This is a genomic window from Rectinema subterraneum (assembly GCA_009768935.1).
Lineage (GTDB): Bacteria > Spirochaetota > Spirochaetia > Treponematales > Rectinemataceae > Rectinema > Rectinema subterraneum.
The window spans coordinates 26352-47121 of record WESA01000004.1; the positions used below are offsets into that span (position 1 = coordinate 26352).

Consider the following 20770-nt stretch of genomic DNA (forward strand, 5'->3'; position numbering starts at 1 on the left):
CACAAGCGCGGCGTTGTCCGCGGCCGCCAGCCAGAATTCATGCAATAATGGAGAAAAATCATGGCAAACAAAGGCCTTCTGATGTGCGTCTGCCAGGGCAACTGCCCTTCGTTCCAGCAAATGAATATTTTCGATGTCGGCAATGCGATCCGACGCGAAAAGCTCGTCGACTATGTCGGCATTCATCCCCAGCTCTGCTCCACAGATGGCGACAAATTTCTCTCGACGCTTCTCAAGGGCGAGAGCACGGACGAGCTCTACGTTGCTGCCTGCGACCCCACCATGCAGGTCAAGATGTTCCGCGATGCCCTCGAATCGGCTGGCTTCAGCAAAGAGCACATTCATGGTGTCGATATCCGCAATATGACCACTGAACAGGCAGTCGGTTCAATCAAGAACATGCTCGGTGCCGACAAAAAATGAATATTGTCGTCATGGCAAAAGGTGCCGGACTCGGCGCATGGGTGGATGATGATTTCGCCCATGCGCGGCAAATTGTTTTGGTAAAGGATTCGGGCGGTTTCGAGGCGGCTGCGAATCCGTTTGCCAGCTCGGCCGGCGCAGAAAACAGCGCAAAGCTCGCACAATTCATTCTTTCAAAGTTTCAGGACATCGGGGCGATTGTCGCTGGTGCCTTTGATGAGGATGCAAAAGCAAATTTACAAGAAAAAGAGATATCGATGTTTATCGCAGCAAAAGGCTCTGTCATGGAGCTCGCTGAGGCTGCCCGGGCGGGCAGCCTGACGCGGGCATAGCAAACCGGAATATGCAGCGCGTTGCGCCCGCCCATTTCACTTTGCCTTTATTCAATTTTTTTAATATTATGATAATGCAATGTTTTGCAACCATTCATTATCTTCTGTTTCGAGGGGCAAAGTATCCCTGCGAGGTGTGTGATGAGTATCAGCACAATTTACATTCTGGTGGCTGCAGGACTTCTCGTTTTCTCATTCATAAAGAATAGAGAAAAAACCACGAAAGCCCTGATGGTCGCGGGCAGAGTAGCACTTATGGTCTTGCCCGTCCTTTTGTTCGTGTTTGTCCTTATGGGCATTCTCGAGGTATTCGTGCCGAGAGAAGTCTTTACTTCTCTGCTCGGGTCGGGGCATGGTGTGCTCGGAATTGTGCTTGGCGAGCTTTTGGGCGTATTCGCCCTGATCGAACCGGCCGCGGTATTTCCCTTTGCCGGGTTTTTGCATCAGAGCGGCGCGAGCTATGGTGCAGTAGTAGGCTTTGTCATGTCGGCAATATTGATCGGCATTGTCACCCTTCCGCTTGAAATTCAGCAGTTCGGCGCGCGTTTCACCATCACCAGAAACGTGGTCGCTCTCCTTCTGATATTCGGGCTTGGCCTTGTATTTATGGTGGCGCTATGAAAATGACACATGAAAATGCGGCAAGTGAACAGCATAAGAAAAATCACAAGGGCAGCGCCGAGCTCGTGAAGTCGGCCATTATATATGTTGCGCTTGCTGTTGTTGTATGGCTCGGCACAACGATCATAACGCCGCAGGGAGGCGTCCATGTCGCTGGTATTGTGTACAAGACGTTTTCGGGAGTTCTGGCGATTATCGCTGCGGTGTTCGTGCTGATCGGGCTCATCCAGGTATGGCTCACGCCTGAACAGGTGTCCAAAGTGCTCGGCAAAGAAGCGGGCTGGAAAGGTCTTCTCCTTTCCGCGACGCTCCCGATGATTCTCGGCGGCTCTCTGTTCGTGATTTTCCCGCTATTGAAAACCCTGAGGGAAAAGGGCGCGCGGACCTCGTCTGTAGTCGCGTTTCTCTTTGCATGGTCGGCAAAAGCGCCGCTTCTACCGCTCGAGATCAAGTTTCTCGGCCTGCCATTCGCAGCGCTCAGGCTTGTGTCGATTCCGGTCCTCGCAATTCTAGGAGGCCTTCTTGCCGAGTGGATTATCGACAAACCGCTCCGCGATGCGGGACTCGAGATCCCTGAGAGGTAGAAAATTCGTACAAAAATGCCAACAGTCTTCTCGCTGCGCGGTTGATTTTTTCGGCAGAAGGCTGTATTTTTGTATCGAAAATTCCTATCACAATGATATGATTTTACTTCAGTCTGATTCGGCTCGATGCCGACTCAGATGCAAGGTGGCGAAACAATGAACCTTCTTGAAATTCAAAACCTCAGCCTTTTCAAGGAAGGCCGGCCTATTCTCAACAATCTTTCAATGGACATCTGGGATGGGCATGTGCATGCGATTATCGGCCCAAACGGTGCGGGCAAGTCCACATTGGCCAACACGATTATGGGGCTTTCCGGCTATCGCGATTTCGAGGGCGATATCCTCTTCGAGGGCGAATCCATCAAAGCGCTTTCAGTGGATGAGCGAGCTCGCAAAGGTATTACCCTGCTTTTCCAGGAGCCGGCCCGCTTCGAGGGGCTCGGAGTCAGCCAGTTCATTCTGGCAGGCGCAAAGGAAAAATCGCGCACAGTTGTCGAGGAGGCGCTGCAGAAAGCTGGCCTTTCGCCCGAAAAATACGTAAAGCGGGCTGTCGACAAGACTTTGTCCGGCGGCGAGCGCAAGCGCATCGAGCTCGCATCGATCTATGCGATGAAACCACGGCTCGTGCTGATGGATGAACCGGACTCAGGCGTCGATATCGATTCGATAAAGTACATTTTCGCGGTTATAAAAGAAATGCGCCACATGGGCTCGACGGTTATTCTCATCACGCACAGCCCTGAAGTGCTCAAGCATGCCGATCACGCCTTCTTGATATGCGCGGGTACGCTTGTCGATAAAGGCGAGATGTCGCGCATGTTCGATTACTTCAACGGGAAATGCGTGCCCTGCGTTCATGTTGGCCAGCCATCTCCCAATACGCTGCTATCGGGCTCGTCGGCGCCTGCTGTTGCGGTGAGCTGAGATGAATGCGATGACAAAGTCTGGCCCCGTCCCCAGACCCGCCGGACATCTTCTCTCGATGTTGTCCAGTAATGGCCCGAGCCGGTATCGTTCCCAGACCAGCCAGAAATCTCCCGAAGAAAGGATACCATCATGAGTGAACAAGCAACTGCCGACAAGGAAAAACTCCTCGCCGAGCTTCTCGCTTCAATCAATCAGCATTCATTTGCGCCCGATGTCGCGCATGTCGAGATCCATGGGAATCAAGTACTCAACAAAAACCTTGTCGAAGGCCTCCTCGTGGAGTCCGAAACCATCGAGGATGGTGTCAAGGTGCATATCCGGGTCCGGAAAGGCGTCACCCTGAAAAATCCGGTCAACTTCTGCTTCGGGCTCATTCCGGACAATGGTATCCAGCGCATCATCATCGACACAGTGATTGAAGAAGGCGCGCACGCCAAGTTTATTGCGAATTGTACTTTTCCCAACGCGGTCAATATCCAGCATCTCATGAATGCCGTCATCACAGTCGAAAAAGGCGCGTCGCTCTCGTATTTCGAGCGTCATGTCCACGGGCCGAAAGGCGGCGTGACCATCGTACCCCTCACCAAGGTCATCGCGCGCGAAGACTCCCGCTTCTCCACCGAATTCGAGCTCATTAAGGGCGCCGCGGGCGTTATCGAGCTCGATTACGAGGCCGAAGTCGAAAAAAATGCCACGGTCGACATGAAGACCCGCATCTTCGGCCGCTCCTCCGACCGCATCCACATCAAAGAAGCCGCCCACCTTTCCGGCGAAGGCGCTACCGGCGTGCTGACCAGCCACATCGCCCTCAAGAACACAGCGTCTGCCAACATCGAAAACGAGATTGTCGCCGATGCGCCCTATGCCCGCGGTCACGTCGACTGCAAGGAAATCGTGCAGGACGAGGCGACTGCCCGCGCCATCCCCATTGTCCAAGTGAACAACCACCTCGCGCACGTCACGCACGAGGCAGCCATCGGCTCGGTCGACTCGAAACAGCTCGAGACACTCTTAAGCCGCGGGCTCAATGAAGACCAGGCGACGGATCTAATCATTCAGGGGCTATTAGGGTCTGACCCCTTTTCTTAACTTTTTAACTTTTGGGGTCTGACCCCGTTTTTAACTTTTTTACCTTACCCAGCCGCTTTTGCGCTCCGCTCGGCCTTAATTTCGTACGCTCGCCTGCAGGCATGGTAGTGTTCTTCGCCGTCGAGCATGAGCTCGGGCTCAGGCTCGGTTTTGCAGGCGTCGGTCGCGTAGGGGCAGCGAGTGTGGAAGCGGCAGCCGCGCGGGATATTCGCGGGGCTCGGAATTTCGCCGTAAATGGGCAGCTCTTTTATGATATTGACTTTGCCTGATTCCGGCTCGGGAACTGCTTCGATAAGCGCCTGCGTGTAGGGGTGCAAGGGGTTGTCGATGATGTCGTCCGCCCTGCCGATCTCGACAATGCGCCCAAGGTACATGACAGCAATGCGGTCGGTGAAATAGCGCGCTGTAGACAAATCGTGCGTAATATACAGATATGTCAGCCCCAGCTCCTTCTGCACTTCTTTCATCATGTAGAGAATTTCGGCGCGCGTTGACAGGTCGATCATCGACACAGGCTCGTCCGCCACCAGCATAAGGGGGTTTAGAATGAGGGTGCGGGCGGTCGCGACGCGCTGGCGCTGTCCACCCGACAGCATGTGCGGCCAGCGGCCCATGTATTCTTCAGCCGGCGTCAGTTTGACCTCTTCGAGCGCTTTGACAATCATCTTTGTGCGCTCTTCTATGGTCGCCTTTACTTTGTGAATTATGAGCGGCTCTTCGAGGACATCTTTGATTTTGAAGCGCGGATTCATCGAAGCATAGGGGTCCTGGAAGATCATCTGGACTTTGCGCCGGTATTCCTTGAGCTTTTCCTTGTCGAGGCGTGTGACATCCTCGCCATTGAAAATCATCTGTCCACTTGTAGGCTCGATGAGCTTCATCACGAGCTTTCCGGTCGTGGTTTTTCCGGAGCCTGATTCGCCAATAAGGCCGAATATTTCTCCTCGCCGGATATCGAACGAAATGTCATCGACTGCCTTGATGAGCTTTTTCTGCCCCCCGCCGATAATCGATTGCGCGAAGCTCTGGTGCGGCTCGAAATATTTCTTCAGGTTTTTGATGCTCAATATAATATCTGCCATATATTTTCTCCTGCTCAGCCGCGGTGATGAAGCCAGCATGCTGCCATGTGCCCTGGCTCGATTTCGATAAGCGGCGGCTCTTCCTCGAAACAACGGCCAAAGGCTTTGTTGCAGCGTGGGCTGAAACGGCAGCCTTTTGGCGGCGCGATAAGGTCGGGCGGCGTGCCGGGGATAAAATGCAGCTTCTCTACTTTCTTGAAAAGCCTCGGTGTTGCGGCCAGGAGGCGCTCTGTGTAGGGATGCGCCGGTCCCTGTCTGCCGTAAATTTGCTCGTTCGTTCCAAACTCGACAATCTTGCCGGCGTACATAACGCAGATGCGGTCCGACACCTCCGCTTCGAGCGCCAAGTCATGGGTAATGAACATGAAGGAGAGGTTGAACTGCTTTTTGAGCTTTTTGAGCAGGTTGATGATCTGCGCCTGAACAATGACATCGAGGGCTGTCGTCGGCTCGTCGAGAATGACGATTTCGGGCTTCAGGAAAAGCGCCGTTGCGATAACGGCGCGCTGCTTCATCCCTCCAGAGAGTTCATGCGGGTAGCGCCCCATTATTTCAGGGGGCAAACCCACATAGCCCAGGTACTCTTTGATAAGGCTGTCTGCATCGGCGCGCGACATGTCAGCATGTTCGTTCAGCGTTTCCATCATCTGATGGCCGATCGTATATACCGGTGTCAGGCAGTTCATTGCGCCTTGAAACACCATCGAAATCTTCTGCCAGCGGATATTCTTGCGCACTTCTTTTTCAGGCAGAGGGATGACATCTAGTCCGTCGACAAAGATTTTGCCGCCGACATAGCGTCCGGGCGGCGTCGGCATTCTCAGAATGGAAGTCCCTAGGCTCGTCTTGCCGCATCCGGATTCACCGACAAGGCCTATGGTTTCGCCGGGCATTAGTTCGAAACTGATATTGTCGATGGCACGCACGGCTCCCTTGGAAGTAAAATAATACATCTCGAGATTTTCGACTTTCAGTAAGCTGTTCATAGGTATTACCTTGTTTTGAGTTTCGGATGGAGAATCTTGTCCATCGAGAAGCCGAGGAAGGCGAATGTCATTCCCATAATTGCGATGAGAAGGCCCGGAGGCAGAATCCACCACCAGATACCCTTGAGTATCGCCGCTCCCTGCATTGCATCGTGCAAAATCTGACCCCACGTGACAATTGTCGCATCGCCCAAGCCCAGAAGGCTGACCGAAGATTCATAGACAATCGCGCTGGGTACCGAAAGCGCCATCGAAGCAAAGCTGTAGGGGATGAGAATGGGCACCATATGTTTGAAAATGATGCGGCTCTTTTTCGCGCCGAGGGCCTTGGCAGCTTCGATGTACGTTTCTTCCTTGATCTGGAGCGCCATGGAGCGCACCGTCATCACCGAACCGGTCCAGAAAAACAGCACCATGACCAGAATCAGCATGTAAATGTTCGGTTTGAAGATTGCGGAAATGACAATGAGCACGGGCAAGACCGGCATCGAGTTGACAATCTGGTAGACAAACTGCATAACCGAGTCCACCGCACCGCCGAAATATGCCGAGATAATGCCATACATCACGCCAATAAGCACAGAAATTGCCGAAGTGAGAAATCCGATCAAAAGCGCCCATTTGAGCCCCGCGATCAGACCAGAAAAAAGATCACGCTTGGAGTCATCAGTTCCCAAAATGCCCGATACCGAGCCAGTAACGACAATGTAGGGCTCCTCGACACTCGAGTTTTCCGGGTCTAGCAGCATTGCCTTGGCAATGAGTTTGTAGGTGCCTTTGAGCGGCTTGAATTCTTTGGCCATGCCAGGCTGCGCAATATTGAACAATACGTCTGCAGTCCGTAAACTCTTGCCCGAGAATTGCTCGAGCGCTTCCTGGCTCTCGTAATTCTTTACGAATGTGAAGGCTGCTTCGCGACCGTCGTTGTCGATGGAGAGCCTGATGTCCTGGCCGCTCAAGCCCTGCTCAAATCGCTGAGCAAGATCGATTGTCTCGCCGTCAGGGCGTTCTATGGCCACCTGGAACGGTATGTCGCCATGCCCAGTAATATGCAAAATCACATCGAGCGGCGCTTTGTCGGCGGTATAGTGATAATCGAACGTATAGGTGACAAGCTTTATGCCGCCATCAAGCTCGGTTTCTTCTTTTTTGGCATCTTCGAGGCGCATGGTGACAGGAGCTTTCAGTTTGGTGAACGCGTTCGTCCACGCAGGCGGAGCATTTGCTGAATTATCCTGCCAGTAGTCGATGCTTCGCCACTTTGTATTTACATCCTTCCATGGAAGAATGAGCGGTTCGAAAATGACGATGAGCAGCGCAATAATCAATATGCCTAAGCCAATAAGCCCGGATCTTTCTTTTCTGAATTCAGACCAAAACTCGTTCAGTCGGTATTTGATATCGCCGAAGGTCATGCTTTGCCTCCCACCTTGATGCGCGGATCCATAAATCCATAGGTGAGATCCAGCATGATAAGCCCCAACTGATACAAGCCGACTGTAACGGCAAGATCACCCATAAGCACCGGGATATCATTTTGCTGTACAGCAATCCAGTACAAATTCCCAAGGCCCGGCCACGAGAAAATGCCTTCGAAGATAATCGCACCCGAAATCGAGGCGAGCAACGAGAGCACGGAAATTGTGATGAGCGGCGGCGCTGCCGTCCGCAGCGTGTGACCAAACAGCACCCGGTTTTCCGGAATTCCGCGCGCCCGCGCAGCCATGATGTAGTCTTCCTGCAAAATGCTCAGCACAATGTTTCGCACCACGAACGAAACACCCCAGAAGCCTATCAATAGAAGGGTCAAGAGCGGCAGGGTCATGTGCCACAAGAGGTCAATAAAATACATTATCCCCTGAGGAGGAGGCACCGAATGCATGCCTGCCGAGGGAAAGATTTTCAGTTGATACACAAAGAACATTATGAGAATCATGGCAAGCCAGAACGTCGGCATGCCATACACAATCATGGTGAGAAGACTCGTTGTGCGATCGAGCGTTCCGCCAGGCTTTTGCGCTTTCTTAAGCCCCAATATGATGCCGACCGCAATTTCTATCGCTGCTGCGAGCGTAAAGAGGATGAGCGATCGCGGAATCGCTTCGCCGATTATAGTGATGACATCCCGTTCACCCCGGGATGATTTGATGATTGTCGATTTTCCGAAATTGAAGGTAACCGTGTTCCACGTCCGGAACAGTATCCTTTCCAAAAGAGGACGATCCAGCCTATAGAGGTGAATGAGCTCGTCGCGCCGCTGCTGCTGGAAGCGCTGAATTGCGCTTGGCTGCATATTTTTGAGGCGCATCGACTCAGCCCGTACCTGATCCTCGATGCTGGCACGCATTGTCTGCTCATTTACAGTATTGAAAAGGACAGACATGATGAAAATGATGATAATATAGGTAAAAATGCCTTTCAGCACGCGCTTGAGGGCAAACCACTTGTACATAAAGGCCACCTGCTCTTTCTGGTTGAACAAAATGTCGAAATACTCGTCGTTTTTTGCATGCAAGCAAAAAGTATGACAAAAAGCATGAACAAAAGAAGGGGCGCTGCCCTTTTTGCGGCAGCACCCCTTATGGAATCATTTCAGAACAGTACGAGAGAAGAAGCCTGAACAGAAGGCGATTCACTAGCCAATACTGACTGGACTACCAGCGTATAGGCACCTGGTTTCAGAACGCCGAGATCCTTTGCGGGAATAACAACCTGGAAGTTGCCTGCGCTGACATATTTTGCGGTGTAAAGTTTCTCGCTGTTGTCGGCCAGGATCATAGAGACCGTGACCTTTGCCTTGCTATCGGCAGCTTTGGCTGTGTCATCAGGATAAGTGACCGCAGAGACCTGGATGTCGATCTTAGCATCAGCAGTGCGCTGAGCGGTTGCCGGCACCTTTACATCATCGATGCGCGTAATCGTGGTGCGGAACAGTTTCGGGAAATAATCCGACTTGTACGGATAATCCCTGAATGCCGAAAGCTCGATATAGTTGGCGTTGTAGTCAACCTTGCTGATAAAGAAGGGGCCGTTCGAAATGTAAGCATGGCCATAGGTATCGATGAACTTAATCGCTGCATTGTAGCGGGCGACAGCCTGTTCCGGCGTGACCCACTGCTTGATTGTATCGGGCACATACTTGGCAGCTACAAAGTCCTGCAGTTTTGCCTTGATATCGGCAACGCACTTCGGATTGATCACGTCGACTTCGGTTACCGACGGATCACTCGAGAAGGAATACTGGGTGCCGGATTTCGAGCCTTCTGCTACGAGTTTTGCAAGCGCTTCATAGATTTCCCAGGAAACCATGGTCTGGCGGCCGGGGTTGCCGGCTTTCGGGCTTACAGTGCCGGTCGCAGCGACTCTGTCCTTGTCCATTGGCCAGTTGAAGTCGAAATAGGTGGTGAATGTTCCATCCTTATTCAGGACAGTGCCCTTGGAAATGGGGAGTGTGGACTGATACTGCGACGCATACGCTTCATCGTAGTACTTGTCGTCGTCGCTGTCCTTGTTTGCCCACTCATAGGCAAAAGCCGTCGCGTACATGATATCCGCGAGCGTGACGGGCTGGCCGGAGTGCCACTTTCCATAGATGTACTGGAGATCGGAAAGCTTGCTGTAAGATTTGATAGCATTGTTCTTCACATAGTCGTATTTGCCATCGCCAACATCCTTGAATTCGACGCCAGTTTCCCATTTCTTGGTCTTCGAGTTGTAGATCAGCGCCGCTTTGTCAACATCGATAAGGCCTACAGGTGGCTCGCCTTCCTTGCCGGCTGCCAGTTTTGTCTCGACCTTCTTGAGATCGTACTTGACGCGGAGCGGCGTATCTTTGGCTGAATTAGGCGCTTCAAAGGTCGAAGGATCGGTGCAAGCTTCGACAATCGCTGCCGAATAGACATCCGAGAATCCATCAACACCCACCGGGTCCCACGAACTCATGAAAAGCCCGCCGCGGGCAGAATACTGCGTAACCCGGAGTACCTTTTCGCCTTTGTCATTTGGTTTGACATCTGCGGAACGGACAGACCAGTTGTTGAGCCCGTCGCCAAGACCATACAGCATGCGAGAATTGAAGCGTGCTTTGTTGGCGACATAATACTGGACCTGACTGCACACATAGATGCGGACCGCTTCCTTGAGCGCCATTTCTTGGACTTTCATGTTGTCGTTCCAGTACTCATCGGCGGTCAAGAACCAGCCGTTGATGTTCTTCTGAGCGATTTTGTCGATTTCTTTGTTCTCGTAATTCCAGAAACCGTCTGTCATTCCGCCTGGCATATAGCCATAGTACGGCGCGTACATCTGGCTGATCGTGACATCCCACCATGCGCGGGTTGCGCCGGCACCCCAGCCTTCGGTGTACATCGACCATTCCCATGCGGCGGGATCGCCGGAATACACAAGTTTTCCTGCTTTGGAGCGGTCATATTCGAGGCGCTCGACCTTTAAGCCTGCTTTTTCGAGCTGGTCGGCAATATAGCGGCCTTCGAGGAGACGCCCGGATGGATCATCGACGCGGATGATGAAGCGGATCGTCACCGGCTCGCCGTTATAGGTCCACCACTGGCCGGATTTGACCAGCTTGCCCTTGTTTTCGGGCAGGTTCGCAGCCTCTTTCATCGCTGCTTCGATGTCGGCAAGCGCTTTTTTCTCGTTGCCGCGTACGGTCATACCGAGTTTTGCCGGGACGAGGTTGAACTTGTAGGTTCCCGGCTGGCCCGGTGTCTGGGCAGTAAGAGCTGGCTCGCCAGCGCCGAGAAGAATCTCATCGACAATCTTCTTGCGGTCGATGAGCCAGTTGATGGCATAGCGCACTTCGCGGATCGCAAGCGGGTTGAAGATTGTGCGGCCGTCTTTATGCACGAAGGTATATGGCGCCTTGTTGGGGATCGGGTTTAGGAGAAGCGACCATGAACCAGAAGGCACTGCATAGGCAGACAGCTTCTCCGCATCGGCTGGCTGGATACCTTTGAAGGTCTTTCCATCGAGCCCAGTGAAGAAGACGTCTGTCTTTCCTTCCGCGGTGTCCTTGATGGCGATGGTCTGGTCCATCCTGACATCGTAGATCACCTTGTCCGCAATGGGACCATTCTTTGCCTGGGCTGCTGCACTGAACAGCACAGCCACGGCAAGTACCGACACGAATAAAATCTTTTTCATGCATACCTCCTTTTAAAGGTTTGCGCTCCATCATTGTAGAACGCATCTCGACACATGTAAAGAGAAAAATTGCATCAGGCTTCTTGCTGCCGCTCAAGGACTTGCATATGCTGATAAGGAGAAGCATGGAAGGAAATCCGATGAACATTGCAGGTGCTGAAAACGGGCATTTTGTCGATGCAAATGGACGATGGCTTATTCTGCGAGGCGTCAATCTGGGCGGAAGCAGCAAAATCCCCAAGGTGCCGGACGGCCGCACGCATCTGCGCGAAGGGTTCTATGACGGAGCCCATATTTCGTTTATTGGGCGGCCTTTCCCTCTTGAAGAAGCGGATGAGCACTTTGCGCGGTTGGTCCGCTGGGGGCAGCATTTTGTTCGCCTGCTTGTGACCTGGGAAGCGATCGAGCATGAGGGACCTGGCATTTACGATGTGCAATATCTCGATTATATAGAAGGAATTGCAGAGGCGGCTGCGCGGCATGGAATTTCGCTGTTTATTGACCCGCATCAGGATGTCTGGTCGCGATGGACGGGCGGTGACGGCGCGCCTATGTGGACGCTGGAAGCGGTCGGGTTCGAGCCGCGCAGACTGCATGCTTCAGGTGCAGCAATGCTGCATCAGGAAATGGGTCAGCAGTACCCCCAGATGCAGTGGTTTTCGAATCATTTGCGCCTGGGCTGCGCGACCATGTTTACACTTTTCTTTGCAGGAAACGATTTTGCACCGGGAGTTCTGGCAAGCGGCGAGCCGATACAGGATTTCCTGCAGCGGCATTATATTGAGGCTTTTGGCGCGCTCGCACGGAGACTTACGGCTTACCCGAATGTTGTCGGCTTCGATTCCTTGAATGAACCTGGCGAAGGATTCATTGGCCTGTCCGATATTCGAAAAAATCGCAGCGACTTTGTATTGCCCGGTTTGGCACCGACCCCTCTTGAAGCAATGAGCGCTGGCGAGGGGCTTACGACATTCGCGAATGAAATCAGAATCAAAGGCCTTGGCTTGCAAAATGTCGGCCGCAAGCCGCTTGGAACACCCGGCAAGCGGGCGTGGAAGGATGGTGAAGTCTGCATCTGGCGGCGCGCTGGCGTGTGGGATATCGAGGGCGGCACGGCAGTAGCGAAGAAGCCCCAGTGGTTTGCACTGAAGGACAATCTTGCAGGAGGCTCGCCTCATGCGTTCTTCAATGAGAAATACCTCAAGCCGTTCATAGAACGCTATGCTGCACATATCGATGCAGCCAGCGCAAGCAGCCGCAAAACACGGCGCTTCATGATGTTTATAGAGAGCTCGCCTGTAGGCGACATGCCGACAATCAAACAAGGGGCCGCTTGGAATTTTGTCAACGCAGCCCACTGGTATGACGCCCTCACGCTCACGATGAAGCGCTGGACAGGCTTTATTGCGTATGATTCTGCCACGCAGAAAGTTATAATCGGACCGCGTGCGGTACGGCACTATTTCAAAGAGGCGCTTGCACGCATTGCCAATCACTCGAAAGAGCACATGGAAAATGCACCAACACTGATCGGCGAATTCGGTTTGCCGTTCGATATCAATGGCGGCCATGCGTATCGCACGGGCGATTTCAAGATTCATGAGCGCGCGCTCTCAGCCTATTACGACGGGCTCGACGCAAATCTTTTAAGTGCAACAATCTGGAATTATACGGCTGATAATACGCACGCCTATGGCGATGGATGGAATGGGGAAGACCTGTCGGTTTTCTGCAGGGAAGACGGCGGCGGACGGGCACTCGCAGGTTTTGTGCGGCCGTACGCAATGGCGGTGGCCGGAAAAATCACGCTGATGGAGTTCGATCATGCGCGCGGCACATTCGTGCTCGAATTCGAGCCTAACAAGCGTATCAAGGCTCCGACAGAAATATTTGTTCCGGGGCTGCAGTTCCTCCATGGTGCGGACATCGTTCTATCTGGCGGGGAGCTTATGGATCTATCAAATTCATCGCCTGCTGCGCTCCAAGAAGAAAAGAAGCTCTCGGGGCTGAGCGCAAAGGCGGGGAAGCGCTATGTTCTATCCGGGATGGAGCGTGAATCGTTTCTGATTCTCCGAATCGAAGCAGACCCAGATGCGCAGGTGTGCAGGCTGAGCATTTTGCGCCGCTGAAAACTGCCCAGCTGAACATTCGCCAAACAGCAGCCTCGGCGATAAACCCCTTTCATCGCACATTCATTTTCAAAATCCAGTCCCCGATCAGCGCCAGCGCCTCTGGCGCAAAGGTTTCCTTAATTTCGCCATATTCAGAAGGCAGGCCTGTCGTTGCGTGCTGAAAAAGATGATTGAGCCCGTCGAGCTCGACAACCGTCGCGCTGCGGTTGCCTGCGGATTCGAGCGCGGCACGAATGGCTGCGAGATTCTCGCTGGCTGGAACCTGCAAATCCTTGGAACCATTGAGTGCAAGAACTGGAATTCGCATTTGTTTCAAATATTCGGACGGATCGATTGCAAAGAATGAGCGCATCCAGGGAGATACAAGCTGGGCTGCGATTAGAGACGCTTTTTCTTTTTGGGCGGTTTTTTGTTCTTGTGTCAGCTCTTCTGCAGTATCGATCGCGTTTTCGAGCACATCGAGGATTTTCTTCTGGAGAATTGCCGCATCGCCATCCTCAAGCGCAATATCGTACAGCCGCCGATTCAGCTCGTTTGCCTGTGCAATCTGCGCTTCGCTCAAGCCAGAAGCTCGACCGAGGGCTGTATTCTGCATCAAAAGCAGCGCATCTCCTCGAATCCCGGGACCAGCAAGCATCACAATAAACGCCACATCCGGATCGCGCGCGCCGAGCATCGACGCAATAATCGCCCCTTCGCTGTGGCCAATTACGCCGAGGCGGTGCGCATCGATCCCTGGCTGTCTGGCAAGAAATTCGAGCGCAGCTTCCGCATCATCGGCAAAATCGAAGGTTGTGGCGCTCTGGAAGTCCCCTTTGGATAATCCGACCCCCCTGTCGTCATACCGCAGAACCGCGATACCCCGCCGTGTCAGATAATCCGCCAGCACAAGAAAAGGCTTGTGGCCAAGGATCTCCTCATCGCGATTCTGTGGGCCAGAACCCGAAACCAGCGCCGCCGCAGGAAATGGTCCTGCGCCATTCGGTACTGTCAATGTGCCAGCCAGCACAATCCCTGCTTTTTCATTGATGAATTCGACATCTTTTGCTGTATAAGGAAACGGGGGCGTTGGCTCCTGGGATACTTGCACACTTTGATTCTGAGGCTGGGGTGCGGGCGCGCCCTGTAGCGCAGGCGCGTCCTGCAGCTCGGGCGTATTTTGCTGCGCCTGCGCTCCTTTCTTCGATTTGTTCAGCACGAGCGGGAAGGCCATTCCCGACTGCTTCCATTTTCCTTCGATTTTGGAAAACGATGCATCCACAGACCCTGTGTAGCTGCCACCAATGGATGCAACTTCCAGGACTACACTGCTCCCATCGAGCCGCACCGCAGAAACCGGAATACCGCGCGCCCCTTGGTCAGGACTGTCCATTGTCGCTGTATAACGGCCTTGCGCCGAGGCGATATGAAATATGATTCGCAAAGAAGCTGAGCCTACCTTCAATATGCCTTCCCAATCACCTTCCAGAACCAAATTCTTCTCCTGCCCCATCAGGGGGAAAGCCACCAGGGCAATAATCGCCACCATCAGGCACAAAACCCTCATGCTCGCTCCTTTTTATACTCTCTTTATTCAAGTTCCTTGCGCCATGGCACCGAATCCGCGGCTCCTTTTCGCGTGACGCATATCGCCGCTGCGCGCGCTGCAAGGTCGAGCGCGTTTTTGGTGCTGAGTCCTTCGACAAGCCCCGCGAGGAAATATCCTGAAAAGGTATCGCCGGCTGCGGTTGTATCGACAGCCTGCACTTTATAAGCTTTCTGTCGGACTAGTTCGCCTTTGTACAGGCAGAGAGAGCCATTTTCACCAAGCGTAATCACAATTCTTGCCTGCGGAAAACTTCGGGCAATAAGGCTGGCCGCCGCCTCCGGCTCGTGCGTCCCTGAAATTCCCTCAGCTTCGATTTCGTTCATGATAAAGATATCGATAAGTTCGAGCGGATAGCTTAAAATCGACTCCGAATACGGCGAAGGATTGAGCGCGATGGCCATTCCTCTGGATTTAGCCTTGCTGATTATGCTGGCCATCGAAGATATTTCGTTCTGGAGCACCAGCATATCGCCGCTTCCAAAACCTGCAAGCGCCCTGTCGATATAGTGCTCGTCAATGTCCTGATTTGCACCACCAAAAAGAAGAATGCAATTGCCACCCTTGTCATCGACCTGAATAATCGCGTGGCCTGTCGCAATCGCCGATGTCTCGATCAATCGCGTATCGACGCCGCCTTTTTGCAGAGTTTCGAGGAGAAAACCGCCTTCCTTGCCGACTTTTCCCGCATGCGCGACAGCGAGGCCCGCCCGCGCCATGGCAAGCGATTGGTTGAGACCCTTGCCTCCAGGAAACACCGAAAGCGACTGCGCGGCCTTGGTTTCGCCAGGCTTTACGAAAGAATCCACGCGATACACATAATCGATATTGAGCGAGCCAAAATTGAGAATTCTCATAACTGCCCCTCGGAATGCACATCAAATATCCACAGCCCGGCTGATGCGCGCCGGCCGCCGGATAATGCATTCTAGCATGAAATTGCCGCTTTTGCATTGACAGATGGAGCCCCGCGACCTAGGCTTGCTGTATGATTCCGCAGATTCCATTTGGCCGGACAGGCCACAATTCATCGCGGCTGCTTTTCGGAGCCGCAGCGCTCGCCAATGTTTCTCAGGCTGAAGCAGATAGTGCTCTCAACCTTGTGCTAGATTCCGGCATCAACCACCTCGATACCGCAGCCAGCTATGGGCAAGCAGAAGAACGCATGGGCCCTTGGCTTGCCCAGCACCGACACGAAGTCTTCCTTGCTACCAAAACCGAAAAGCGCACAAAAAAAGAAGCGCTCGCCGAGCTCGAGCGGTCCCTGCGCCTTTTGCACACTGATTATATCGACCTCTGGCAAATGCATGTGCTCATCAAGGATGACGAATGGGATATCGCGATGGGTGAAGGCGGTGCCCTCGAAGCATTTGTCGAAGCGCGCCAGAAAGGCATGGTGCGCTTTTTGGGCGTGACAGGCCATGGGAAAGCGGCGCCTGCGATGCACCTACGGAGCCTTGAGCGCTTCGATTTCGATTCGGTTCTGTTCCCGTGGAACTGGCCGCTTGCGCAGGACACAGCATATGCGGCTGCAGTCCGCACCCTGCTCTATGTGTGCAAAAAACGCAATGTTGCAGTTCAGATCATCAAGGCATTCCTTCGAAGACCATGGTGCGACAGGCCACATATGCGTGCCACATGGTACGAGCCTCTCGAGGCGCCGGCCGATATCTCCTTGGCGCTTGGCTGGGCATGGGGAATCGAAGGCGCCTTTGTCAACAGTGCGGGGGATATTCATCTTCTGCCAACCATCATTCAGGAGGCCGCAAGACAGCCTGCCCGACCAACCGACGAGGCAATGGCACAGATGGCTCTGCGCCTCGGGATGCAGGACTTGTTCGCATGACCGGCCCTGTAGCCCCGGCACCTTCTCTCATATATAATTAGGAATATGTCCCGAACAGATGGCGCTGAAGCCGGCAAACTGAAAATAGGCGACCACTGGAACGTCATCAGCATTATCGCCCTCTCCCAGAATAATCCGCTCAAGGCAGTGGCCGAGTTTGTCGAGAATTCCATCGATGCGAGCGCCCGGAATGTCGCAATTATCCGTGGCAAGCAGAAAAATGAATATTATCTCAGGATTACTGACGATGGCTGTGGCATACAGGACTTCCGTTACGTCGCCACGCACATCGGAGATTCAATCAAGCGCAAGCTCAAGGTACAAGGCTCAGGCGATATCCAGGGCGAATTCGGCATAGGGCTTCTGTCGTTCTGGACAATCGGCGAAACCCTGACACTGACGTCTGCAGGCAAAGACGGCGTAGCCCGGACCATGCAGCTTGTAAAAGGCAACCCTTCGTATGCGATACGCGAGACGGGCATGCTGTTCGCCAGGCCAGGAACCGAGCTTTTAATACATCCCCTCTTGCCCGGAATACGCAGTATCTCGGCAGAAAAAATCCAGAATTTTCTCGCGTCGGAACTTCGCGATCGCATTGCCCGGAGCGGTGTGCACATTGCCATTATTGATCACACGACGCGCCGGGAGCTTGTCGTTGAGCCGCGCAAGTTCCGCGGCAGGCTCATTCACCAACTGCCCGAGGCTCGATGTCCCTTTGGCGAAATCTATGTGGAGCTGTACCTTGCAGAATCGCCGCAGGAAGCCGCGGTCGGCCTCTATAAACACGGCACGCGGGTAATCGCTGATATTTCCCGCCTTGAGCGCTTTGCCCGCTCTCCCTGGGATTCCCGTTGTATTGAAGGCATAATCGATGCGTCATTTTTGCAGCTGACCCCCGGCACACGCGATGGCATTGTGCAGGATGAAGTCTATGACTCGTTCTGCGTGGCACTCGAGCCAGTCGAAGAAGCTCTTGGCGCCCTTCTCGAGGAACAGAAGCGAGCTCTCGAAGAAGAGGCAAGCAGGCAGCTTCTGAACCGTGTCACGCGTGCATTCCGAGAAGCCTTTCTGTACCTGCCGGAAGAAGATTACAGCTGGCTTGCGGCCCGAGTCCGTGAGCCGCGGAGAGCACCTTCAGCGGGAACAAGCAGCCAGTCCGGCGCCGGCGAAGCTTCAGCCAATGGTGAAGGATCAGATTACCGCGAAAGCTCATCCCGCACCGAAGAACAGAATCCAGCAACTCATGCTTCGGAGAGCTCTTCCGATAGCCTGGGTGATTCTGAAAATGCAGCTTTGGGTGAATACATTCCCGAACCAAACCGCCAACAGAGCAAGACCGTACAGAAAAGCTTTTTCGAGTTTGCCGGCCCGCTTCACAAACTCATGATTTCGCCCTCTTCTTCGGTGATTGGCACGAGTGAGCGCAGAAAGTTCAAGGCAATCGCCCGCGACCGCGCAGGGCGCCTCATCGACAGCGGCATCGATTTTGCTTGGCATCTTTCCGAGGGAGGCGGTGCGCTCGATGGCATCAATTCGCCGTATGCAGAATACATCGCACCGGAAGAGCCCTGTGTCGCCACAATCGAGCTTCGCGCAAGCCAGGGCGACATTACCCTCACCGCAACAGCCATTATCACGGTCACTGCCGAGCTCATCAAACGCGCATCCGGCACGGGAAGCGCGCAACGCCGCGGACTACCTGGCTATACCTACAAAAAAGCCCCCGGTGAGCTCTGGAGATCCCGATACGATGCCGAAAACGCAATCATTCTCATCAACAACGCCCATGCTGACTTCATCCATGCATCGCGCCAGCCAATGACAAAGCTGCGCTATATCGCGCGCCTTTTTGCAAAAGAGCTCGTCCTCGCCAACTTTCCGGAAGCTTCCAGAGAAGAAATTCTCGAGCGGCTGGTGGAGCTGACTCTGTACACTGAGGAAAACCTGAAATAAGCGATTTCGCTACCGTTTTTGCAGTTGCAAGCCAGTATGATGTGCCGCCGCTCAGTTTTCATCAAATTGACATTGCGTTCGTTTTGGCGCGCTCCGTGCGCTCATCGCAAAACGACTGAAAGAAGCGCGGTATACGCAATCGCAATCACGAGAAAAATGCCCAGTGGCAACGCGAATTTGCGGATTGTCGCCGGCAGGGTTGTTTTGAAGTGCTGGGCAGTCACTACCATACACACGTGCAAAGGCGAGAGCATCATCCCTGAATAGCCAAAGGCTCCGGCGATGACCACCCCCACTTTGAAAGGAATATCCGAAGACGCGAGCAAACCCAGAACAATCGGCAACGAAAGGCCTACATATCCCATCCCCACCCCCGTCACAATTCCTGAGATGAAAGGTAGGAGTGCAATGACAAAGATCGCTGGTATGCCGGCATTCGCAAGCTCCATAGATGCCGCATGCGCCAGGTCAGCAGCGCTCATCAAGGCCGAAAACAGGCGAATGCCGACAATGACGGCAATCAATTCTATCGTAGAAGCTGTAATACTGTGTTTGAATATCTTTTCGCCCTTAGTGTTTTTTCGCAGATAAAGAGATCCAATCAGCAATCCGCACAGGACAGGCACATAGCGGCCGATAAGGGATTTTGTCGGTGCATCGAGCGCGACTCCTGGCGCGACAAGTTCCCAAATAAGGTCGAGCACGACATAGCTTCCCAGAATCATCCCGAGCGGAGCAATTCCGCGTACAAGCCGACCGAATTTTGCTGTATCCCGGAATGTCGTATTCACTGCCGTCTTTGACGCGGGCATTGTCGCAGCAGTCTTCCCGTTTTTCGGCAAAATAAATATCAGCCCAAGTCCAAACACGGCAAAGGGAGCATACAGATTCAGGAGCACCAACTGCATCACCGACAGATTCGTGAGCCCGACTGTAAGGATAAAAGCCGGGAACAATGGCCAGACCAGTTCGAGCACATGTCTGAACCAATAATTGATCGCCGAAAGCGTTTCGGGACCCCGGCCATCATCATCATTCATCGCTCCGACAAGCGGCGCCGAAATAATTGCGCCGCCCGGCATTGGAAGCGTGCCGATCAGAAGCGGCGCTACTGCAAGCGCAATCCGCCGCGACGGGGCCGATTCGGCAATTGCATTCGAAAAAGCGTCCATCGCTCCGGATTTTTTCATCGCTGCAGAGAACATCATAATTCCTGTAAGAAGAATTACAAGCAGAATAAGATCAGGGTTGGTAAGCTCCTTCGCCACAGCCAGCGCAATCGCGGAAACCGGCATGCCCTGCCATATAGCGAGCGCGATGCCCCCGACTGCTGCTGCAAGACCGAGATGAATGCGCCGAGCAGCGGCAACCACAATCAGCGCAAATATCACCAGGATTTTTGCAAGTGCAGGTATTTCGAGCATGATGTTTTTACATTACGGGAAATCAGGGTTCGATGCAACAAGTGTTCCGAACCTTGTGTAAAACATCCGGAGAAAGTAAGAGTCTAGAAGTTCCCGCTTTTTTAATATATTATTTTCTGTATGTTGCTGCCTTATTCTTTTTATAATTCTGCATGGAAATTTCTTTCAATTGCGCTTGTCGTGGGGCTTGCGGTCGGCGGCTATTTTGTGCCTGAGCTCGGACTCGGAGTAATTGCGCTCATTCTGTTCGCGCTTCTGACGAATGCGCGGAGCTCGCGAAGTTTCTGCGCGGGCTTCTGCCCGAATGGCCGCTCACTGTCTGTCGTTTTTGAAAAAACGAGCAAGCACAGAAAACTCCCGCCATTTTTGGCTTCTCGGGAATTCCGTCGTATGTTGTGTGCGCTTATGATGTTTTGCGTGATCAGCCTGCTCTCCCAGTCCAATGGAAGCCTCGCTGCAATCGGAAAAGTGTTCTGGGCTATCTACCTCGCCTCTATCGGAATCAGCACAATCGCCGGGCTGCTCTGGAAACCGCGGGCTTGGTGCGCTTTCTGCCCGATGGGGACGCTGCAGGATACCATTAAGGGTCATTGAAACGGGAATTTTGTTTCCTTTGTGCACAT

Annotated in this window: 18 protein-coding genes; 10 read left to right on the forward strand and 8 right to left on the reverse strand. The window is 53.3% G+C overall.

Going from position 1 to position 20770, the window contains the following annotated elements:
* Positions 1 to 60: 60 nt before the first annotated feature.
* The 6 genes from GAP13_RS02225 to GAP13_RS02250 all read left to right on the forward strand — a co-directional run bounded on the left by GAP13_RS02225 (position 61) and on the right by GAP13_RS02250 (position 3976).
* The gene (locus GAP13_RS02225; RefSeq protein WP_158905748.1) at positions 61 to 423 is read left to right on the forward strand and encodes a heterodisulfide reductase subunit A-like protein; all 363 of its coding nucleotides are present in this window, start codon (positions 61 to 63) and stop codon (positions 421 to 423) included.
* 11 nt (positions 424 to 434) lie between these two features.
* On the forward strand, positions 435 to 755 hold the full coding sequence (locus GAP13_RS02230; protein WP_158905750.1) for a NifB/NifX family molybdenum-iron cluster-binding protein: 321 nt from the start codon (positions 435 to 437) through the stop codon (positions 753 to 755).
* A gap of 141 nt (positions 756 to 896) precedes the next feature.
* A complete protein-coding gene (locus GAP13_RS02235) occupies positions 897 to 1376 on the forward strand; it encodes a permease (RefSeq protein ID WP_158905752.1) in 480 nt (159 codons plus the stop codon).
* The gene (locus tag GAP13_RS02240; protein WP_158905754.1) at positions 1373 to 1960 is read left to right on the forward strand and encodes a permease; all 588 of its coding nucleotides are present in this window, start codon (positions 1373 to 1375) and stop codon (positions 1958 to 1960) included. The genes GAP13_RS02235 and GAP13_RS02240 overlap by 4 nt, the downstream gene beginning before the upstream one ends.
* Before the next feature lie 156 nt (positions 1961 to 2116).
* A complete protein-coding gene (locus GAP13_RS02245) occupies positions 2117 to 2884 on the forward strand; it encodes an ATP-binding cassette domain-containing protein (RefSeq protein ID WP_158905756.1) in 768 nt (255 codons plus the stop codon).
* Positions 2885 to 3016: 132 nt separating this feature from the next.
* Positions 3017 to 3976, forward strand: coding sequence for a SufB/SufD family protein (locus tag GAP13_RS02250; protein ID WP_158905758.1), 960 nt, complete (start codon positions 3017 to 3019; stop codon positions 3974 to 3976).
* Positions 3977 to 4020: 44 nt separating this feature from the next.
* Here GAP13_RS02250 and GAP13_RS02255 read toward each other — a convergent pair whose 3' ends face one another.
* From GAP13_RS02255 to GAP13_RS02275, 5 genes are all read right to left on the reverse strand, one after another.
* Positions 4021 to 5058 carry an ABC transporter ATP-binding protein gene (locus GAP13_RS02255; protein WP_158905760.1) on the reverse strand — a complete coding sequence of 346 codons (1038 nt, stop codon included), beginning with the start codon at positions 5056 to 5058 and terminating at the stop codon, positions 4021 to 4023.
* Between the two features lie 14 nt (positions 5059 to 5072).
* Positions 5073 to 6044 (reverse strand): ABC transporter ATP-binding protein, encoded by a 972-nt coding sequence (locus GAP13_RS02260; RefSeq protein ID WP_158905762.1) that lies wholly within the window; start codon positions 6042 to 6044, stop codon positions 5073 to 5075.
* A 5-nt stretch (positions 6045 to 6049) separates the two neighbouring features.
* Positions 6050 to 7459 carry an ABC transporter permease gene (locus tag GAP13_RS02265; RefSeq protein WP_158905764.1) on the reverse strand — a complete coding sequence of 470 codons (1410 nt, stop codon included), beginning with the start codon at positions 7457 to 7459 and terminating at the stop codon, positions 6050 to 6052.
* Positions 7456 to 8559: an ABC transporter permease gene (locus GAP13_RS02270; protein WP_241864270.1), complete on the reverse strand. Its 1104-nt coding sequence runs from the start codon at positions 8557 to 8559 to the stop codon at positions 7456 to 7458. The genes GAP13_RS02265 and GAP13_RS02270 overlap by 4 nt, the downstream gene beginning before the upstream one ends.
* Before the next feature lie 77 nt (positions 8560 to 8636).
* A complete protein-coding gene (locus tag GAP13_RS02275; protein ID WP_158905766.1) occupies positions 8637 to 11207 on the reverse strand; it encodes an ABC transporter substrate-binding protein in 2571 nt (856 codons plus the stop codon).
* 125 nt (positions 11208 to 11332) lie between these two features.
* On the opposite strand from GAP13_RS02275, the gene GAP13_RS02280 reads away from it, so the two are divergent.
* Entirely contained in the window at positions 11333 to 13336 is a 2004-nt protein-coding gene (locus GAP13_RS02280; RefSeq protein WP_158905768.1) for a glycoside hydrolase family 5 protein, read from the forward strand.
* A 52-nt stretch (positions 13337 to 13388) separates the two neighbouring features.
* On the opposite strand, the gene GAP13_RS02285 is transcribed toward GAP13_RS02280, so the two are convergent.
* Together GAP13_RS02285 and GAP13_RS02290 are read right to left on the reverse strand one after the other, a co-directional pair.
* A complete protein-coding gene (locus GAP13_RS02285) occupies positions 13389 to 14885 on the reverse strand; it encodes an alpha/beta hydrolase family protein (RefSeq protein ID WP_222126124.1) in 1497 nt (498 codons plus the stop codon).
* A gap of 23 nt (positions 14886 to 14908) precedes the next feature.
* Complete coding sequence (locus tag GAP13_RS02290) at positions 14909 to 15781, reverse strand: ribokinase (RefSeq protein ID WP_158905770.1); 873 nt, start codon at positions 15779 to 15781, stop codon at positions 14909 to 14911.
* Between the two features lie 131 nt (positions 15782 to 15912).
* Here GAP13_RS02290 and GAP13_RS02295 point away from each other — a divergent pair, with 131 nt between their 5' ends.
* Both GAP13_RS02295 and GAP13_RS02300 read left to right on the forward strand, forming a co-directional pair.
* On the forward strand, positions 15913 to 16770 hold the full coding sequence (locus GAP13_RS02295) for an aldo/keto reductase (RefSeq protein WP_158905772.1): 858 nt from the start codon (positions 15913 to 15915) through the stop codon (positions 16768 to 16770).
* A gap of 45 nt (positions 16771 to 16815) precedes the next feature.
* Complete coding sequence (locus GAP13_RS02300; protein WP_158905774.1) at positions 16816 to 18723, forward strand: ATP-binding protein; 1908 nt, start codon at positions 16816 to 16818, stop codon at positions 18721 to 18723.
* A 101-nt stretch (positions 18724 to 18824) separates the two neighbouring features.
* On the opposite strand, the gene GAP13_RS02305 is transcribed toward GAP13_RS02300, so the two are convergent.
* Positions 18825 to 20147: a DUF401 family protein gene (locus tag GAP13_RS02305; RefSeq protein ID WP_158905776.1), complete on the reverse strand. Its 1323-nt coding sequence runs from the start codon at positions 20145 to 20147 to the stop codon at positions 18825 to 18827.
* Between the two features lie 120 nt (positions 20148 to 20267).
* Between GAP13_RS02305 and GAP13_RS02310 the strand changes: the two genes are divergently transcribed.
* Positions 20268 to 20741 (forward strand): 4Fe-4S binding protein, encoded by a 474-nt coding sequence (locus GAP13_RS02310; protein WP_158905778.1) that lies wholly within the window; start codon positions 20268 to 20270, stop codon positions 20739 to 20741.
* Positions 20742 to 20770: the final 29 nt, after the last annotated feature.

Excerpts from the sequence above, each read along its gene's own strand:
- GAP13_RS02260 (WP_158905762.1), bottom strand. The coding sequence starts at position 6,044 with ATGAACAGCTTACTGAAAGTCGAAAATCTCGAGATGTATTATTTTACT.
- GAP13_RS02245 (WP_158905756.1), top strand. The coding sequence starts at position 2,117 with ATGAACCTTCTTGAAATTCAAAACCTCAGCCTTTTCAAGGAAGGCCGG.
- GAP13_RS02240 (WP_158905754.1), top strand. The coding sequence starts at position 1,373 with ATGAAAATGACACATGAAAATGCGGCAAGTGAACAGCATAAGAAAAAT.
- GAP13_RS02300 (WP_158905774.1), top strand. The coding sequence starts at position 16,816 with ATGTCCCGAACAGATGGCGCTGAAGCCGGCAAACTGAAAATAGGCGAC.
- GAP13_RS02225 (WP_158905748.1), top strand. The coding sequence starts at position 61 with ATGGCAAACAAAGGCCTTCTGATGTGCGTCTGCCAGGGCAACTGCCCT.
- GAP13_RS02235 (WP_158905752.1), top strand. The coding sequence starts at position 897 with ATGAGTATCAGCACAATTTACATTCTGGTGGCTGCAGGACTTCTCGTT.
- GAP13_RS02230 (WP_158905750.1), top strand. The coding sequence starts at position 435 with ATGGCAAAAGGTGCCGGACTCGGCGCATGGGTGGATGATGATTTCGCC.
- GAP13_RS02290 (WP_158905770.1), bottom strand. The coding sequence starts at position 15,781 with ATGAGAATTCTCAATTTTGGCTCGCTCAATATCGATTATGTGTATCGC.
- GAP13_RS02255 (WP_158905760.1), bottom strand. The coding sequence starts at position 5,058 with ATGGCAGATATTATATTGAGCATCAAAAACCTGAAGAAATATTTCGAG.
- GAP13_RS02305 (WP_158905776.1), bottom strand. The coding sequence starts at position 20,147 with ATGCTCGAAATACCTGCACTTGCAAAAATCCTGGTGATATTTGCGCTG.
- GAP13_RS02280 (WP_158905768.1), top strand. The coding sequence starts at position 11,333 with ATGGAAGGAAATCCGATGAACATTGCAGGTGCTGAAAACGGGCATTTT.
- GAP13_RS02275 (WP_158905766.1), bottom strand. The coding sequence starts at position 11,207 with ATGAAAAAGATTTTATTCGTGTCGGTACTTGCCGTGGCTGTGCTGTTC.
- GAP13_RS02295 (WP_158905772.1), top strand. The coding sequence starts at position 15,913 with ATGATTCCGCAGATTCCATTTGGCCGGACAGGCCACAATTCATCGCGG.
- GAP13_RS02250 (WP_158905758.1), top strand. The coding sequence starts at position 3,017 with ATGAGTGAACAAGCAACTGCCGACAAGGAAAAACTCCTCGCCGAGCTT.
- GAP13_RS02310 (WP_158905778.1), top strand. The coding sequence starts at position 20,268 with ATGTTGCTGCCTTATTCTTTTTATAATTCTGCATGGAAATTTCTTTCA.
- GAP13_RS02265 (WP_158905764.1), bottom strand. The coding sequence starts at position 7,459 with ATGACCTTCGGCGATATCAAATACCGACTGAACGAGTTTTGGTCTGAA.
- GAP13_RS02285 (WP_222126124.1), bottom strand. The coding sequence starts at position 14,885 with ATGAGGGTTTTGTGCCTGATGGTGGCGATTATTGCCCTGGTGGCTTTC.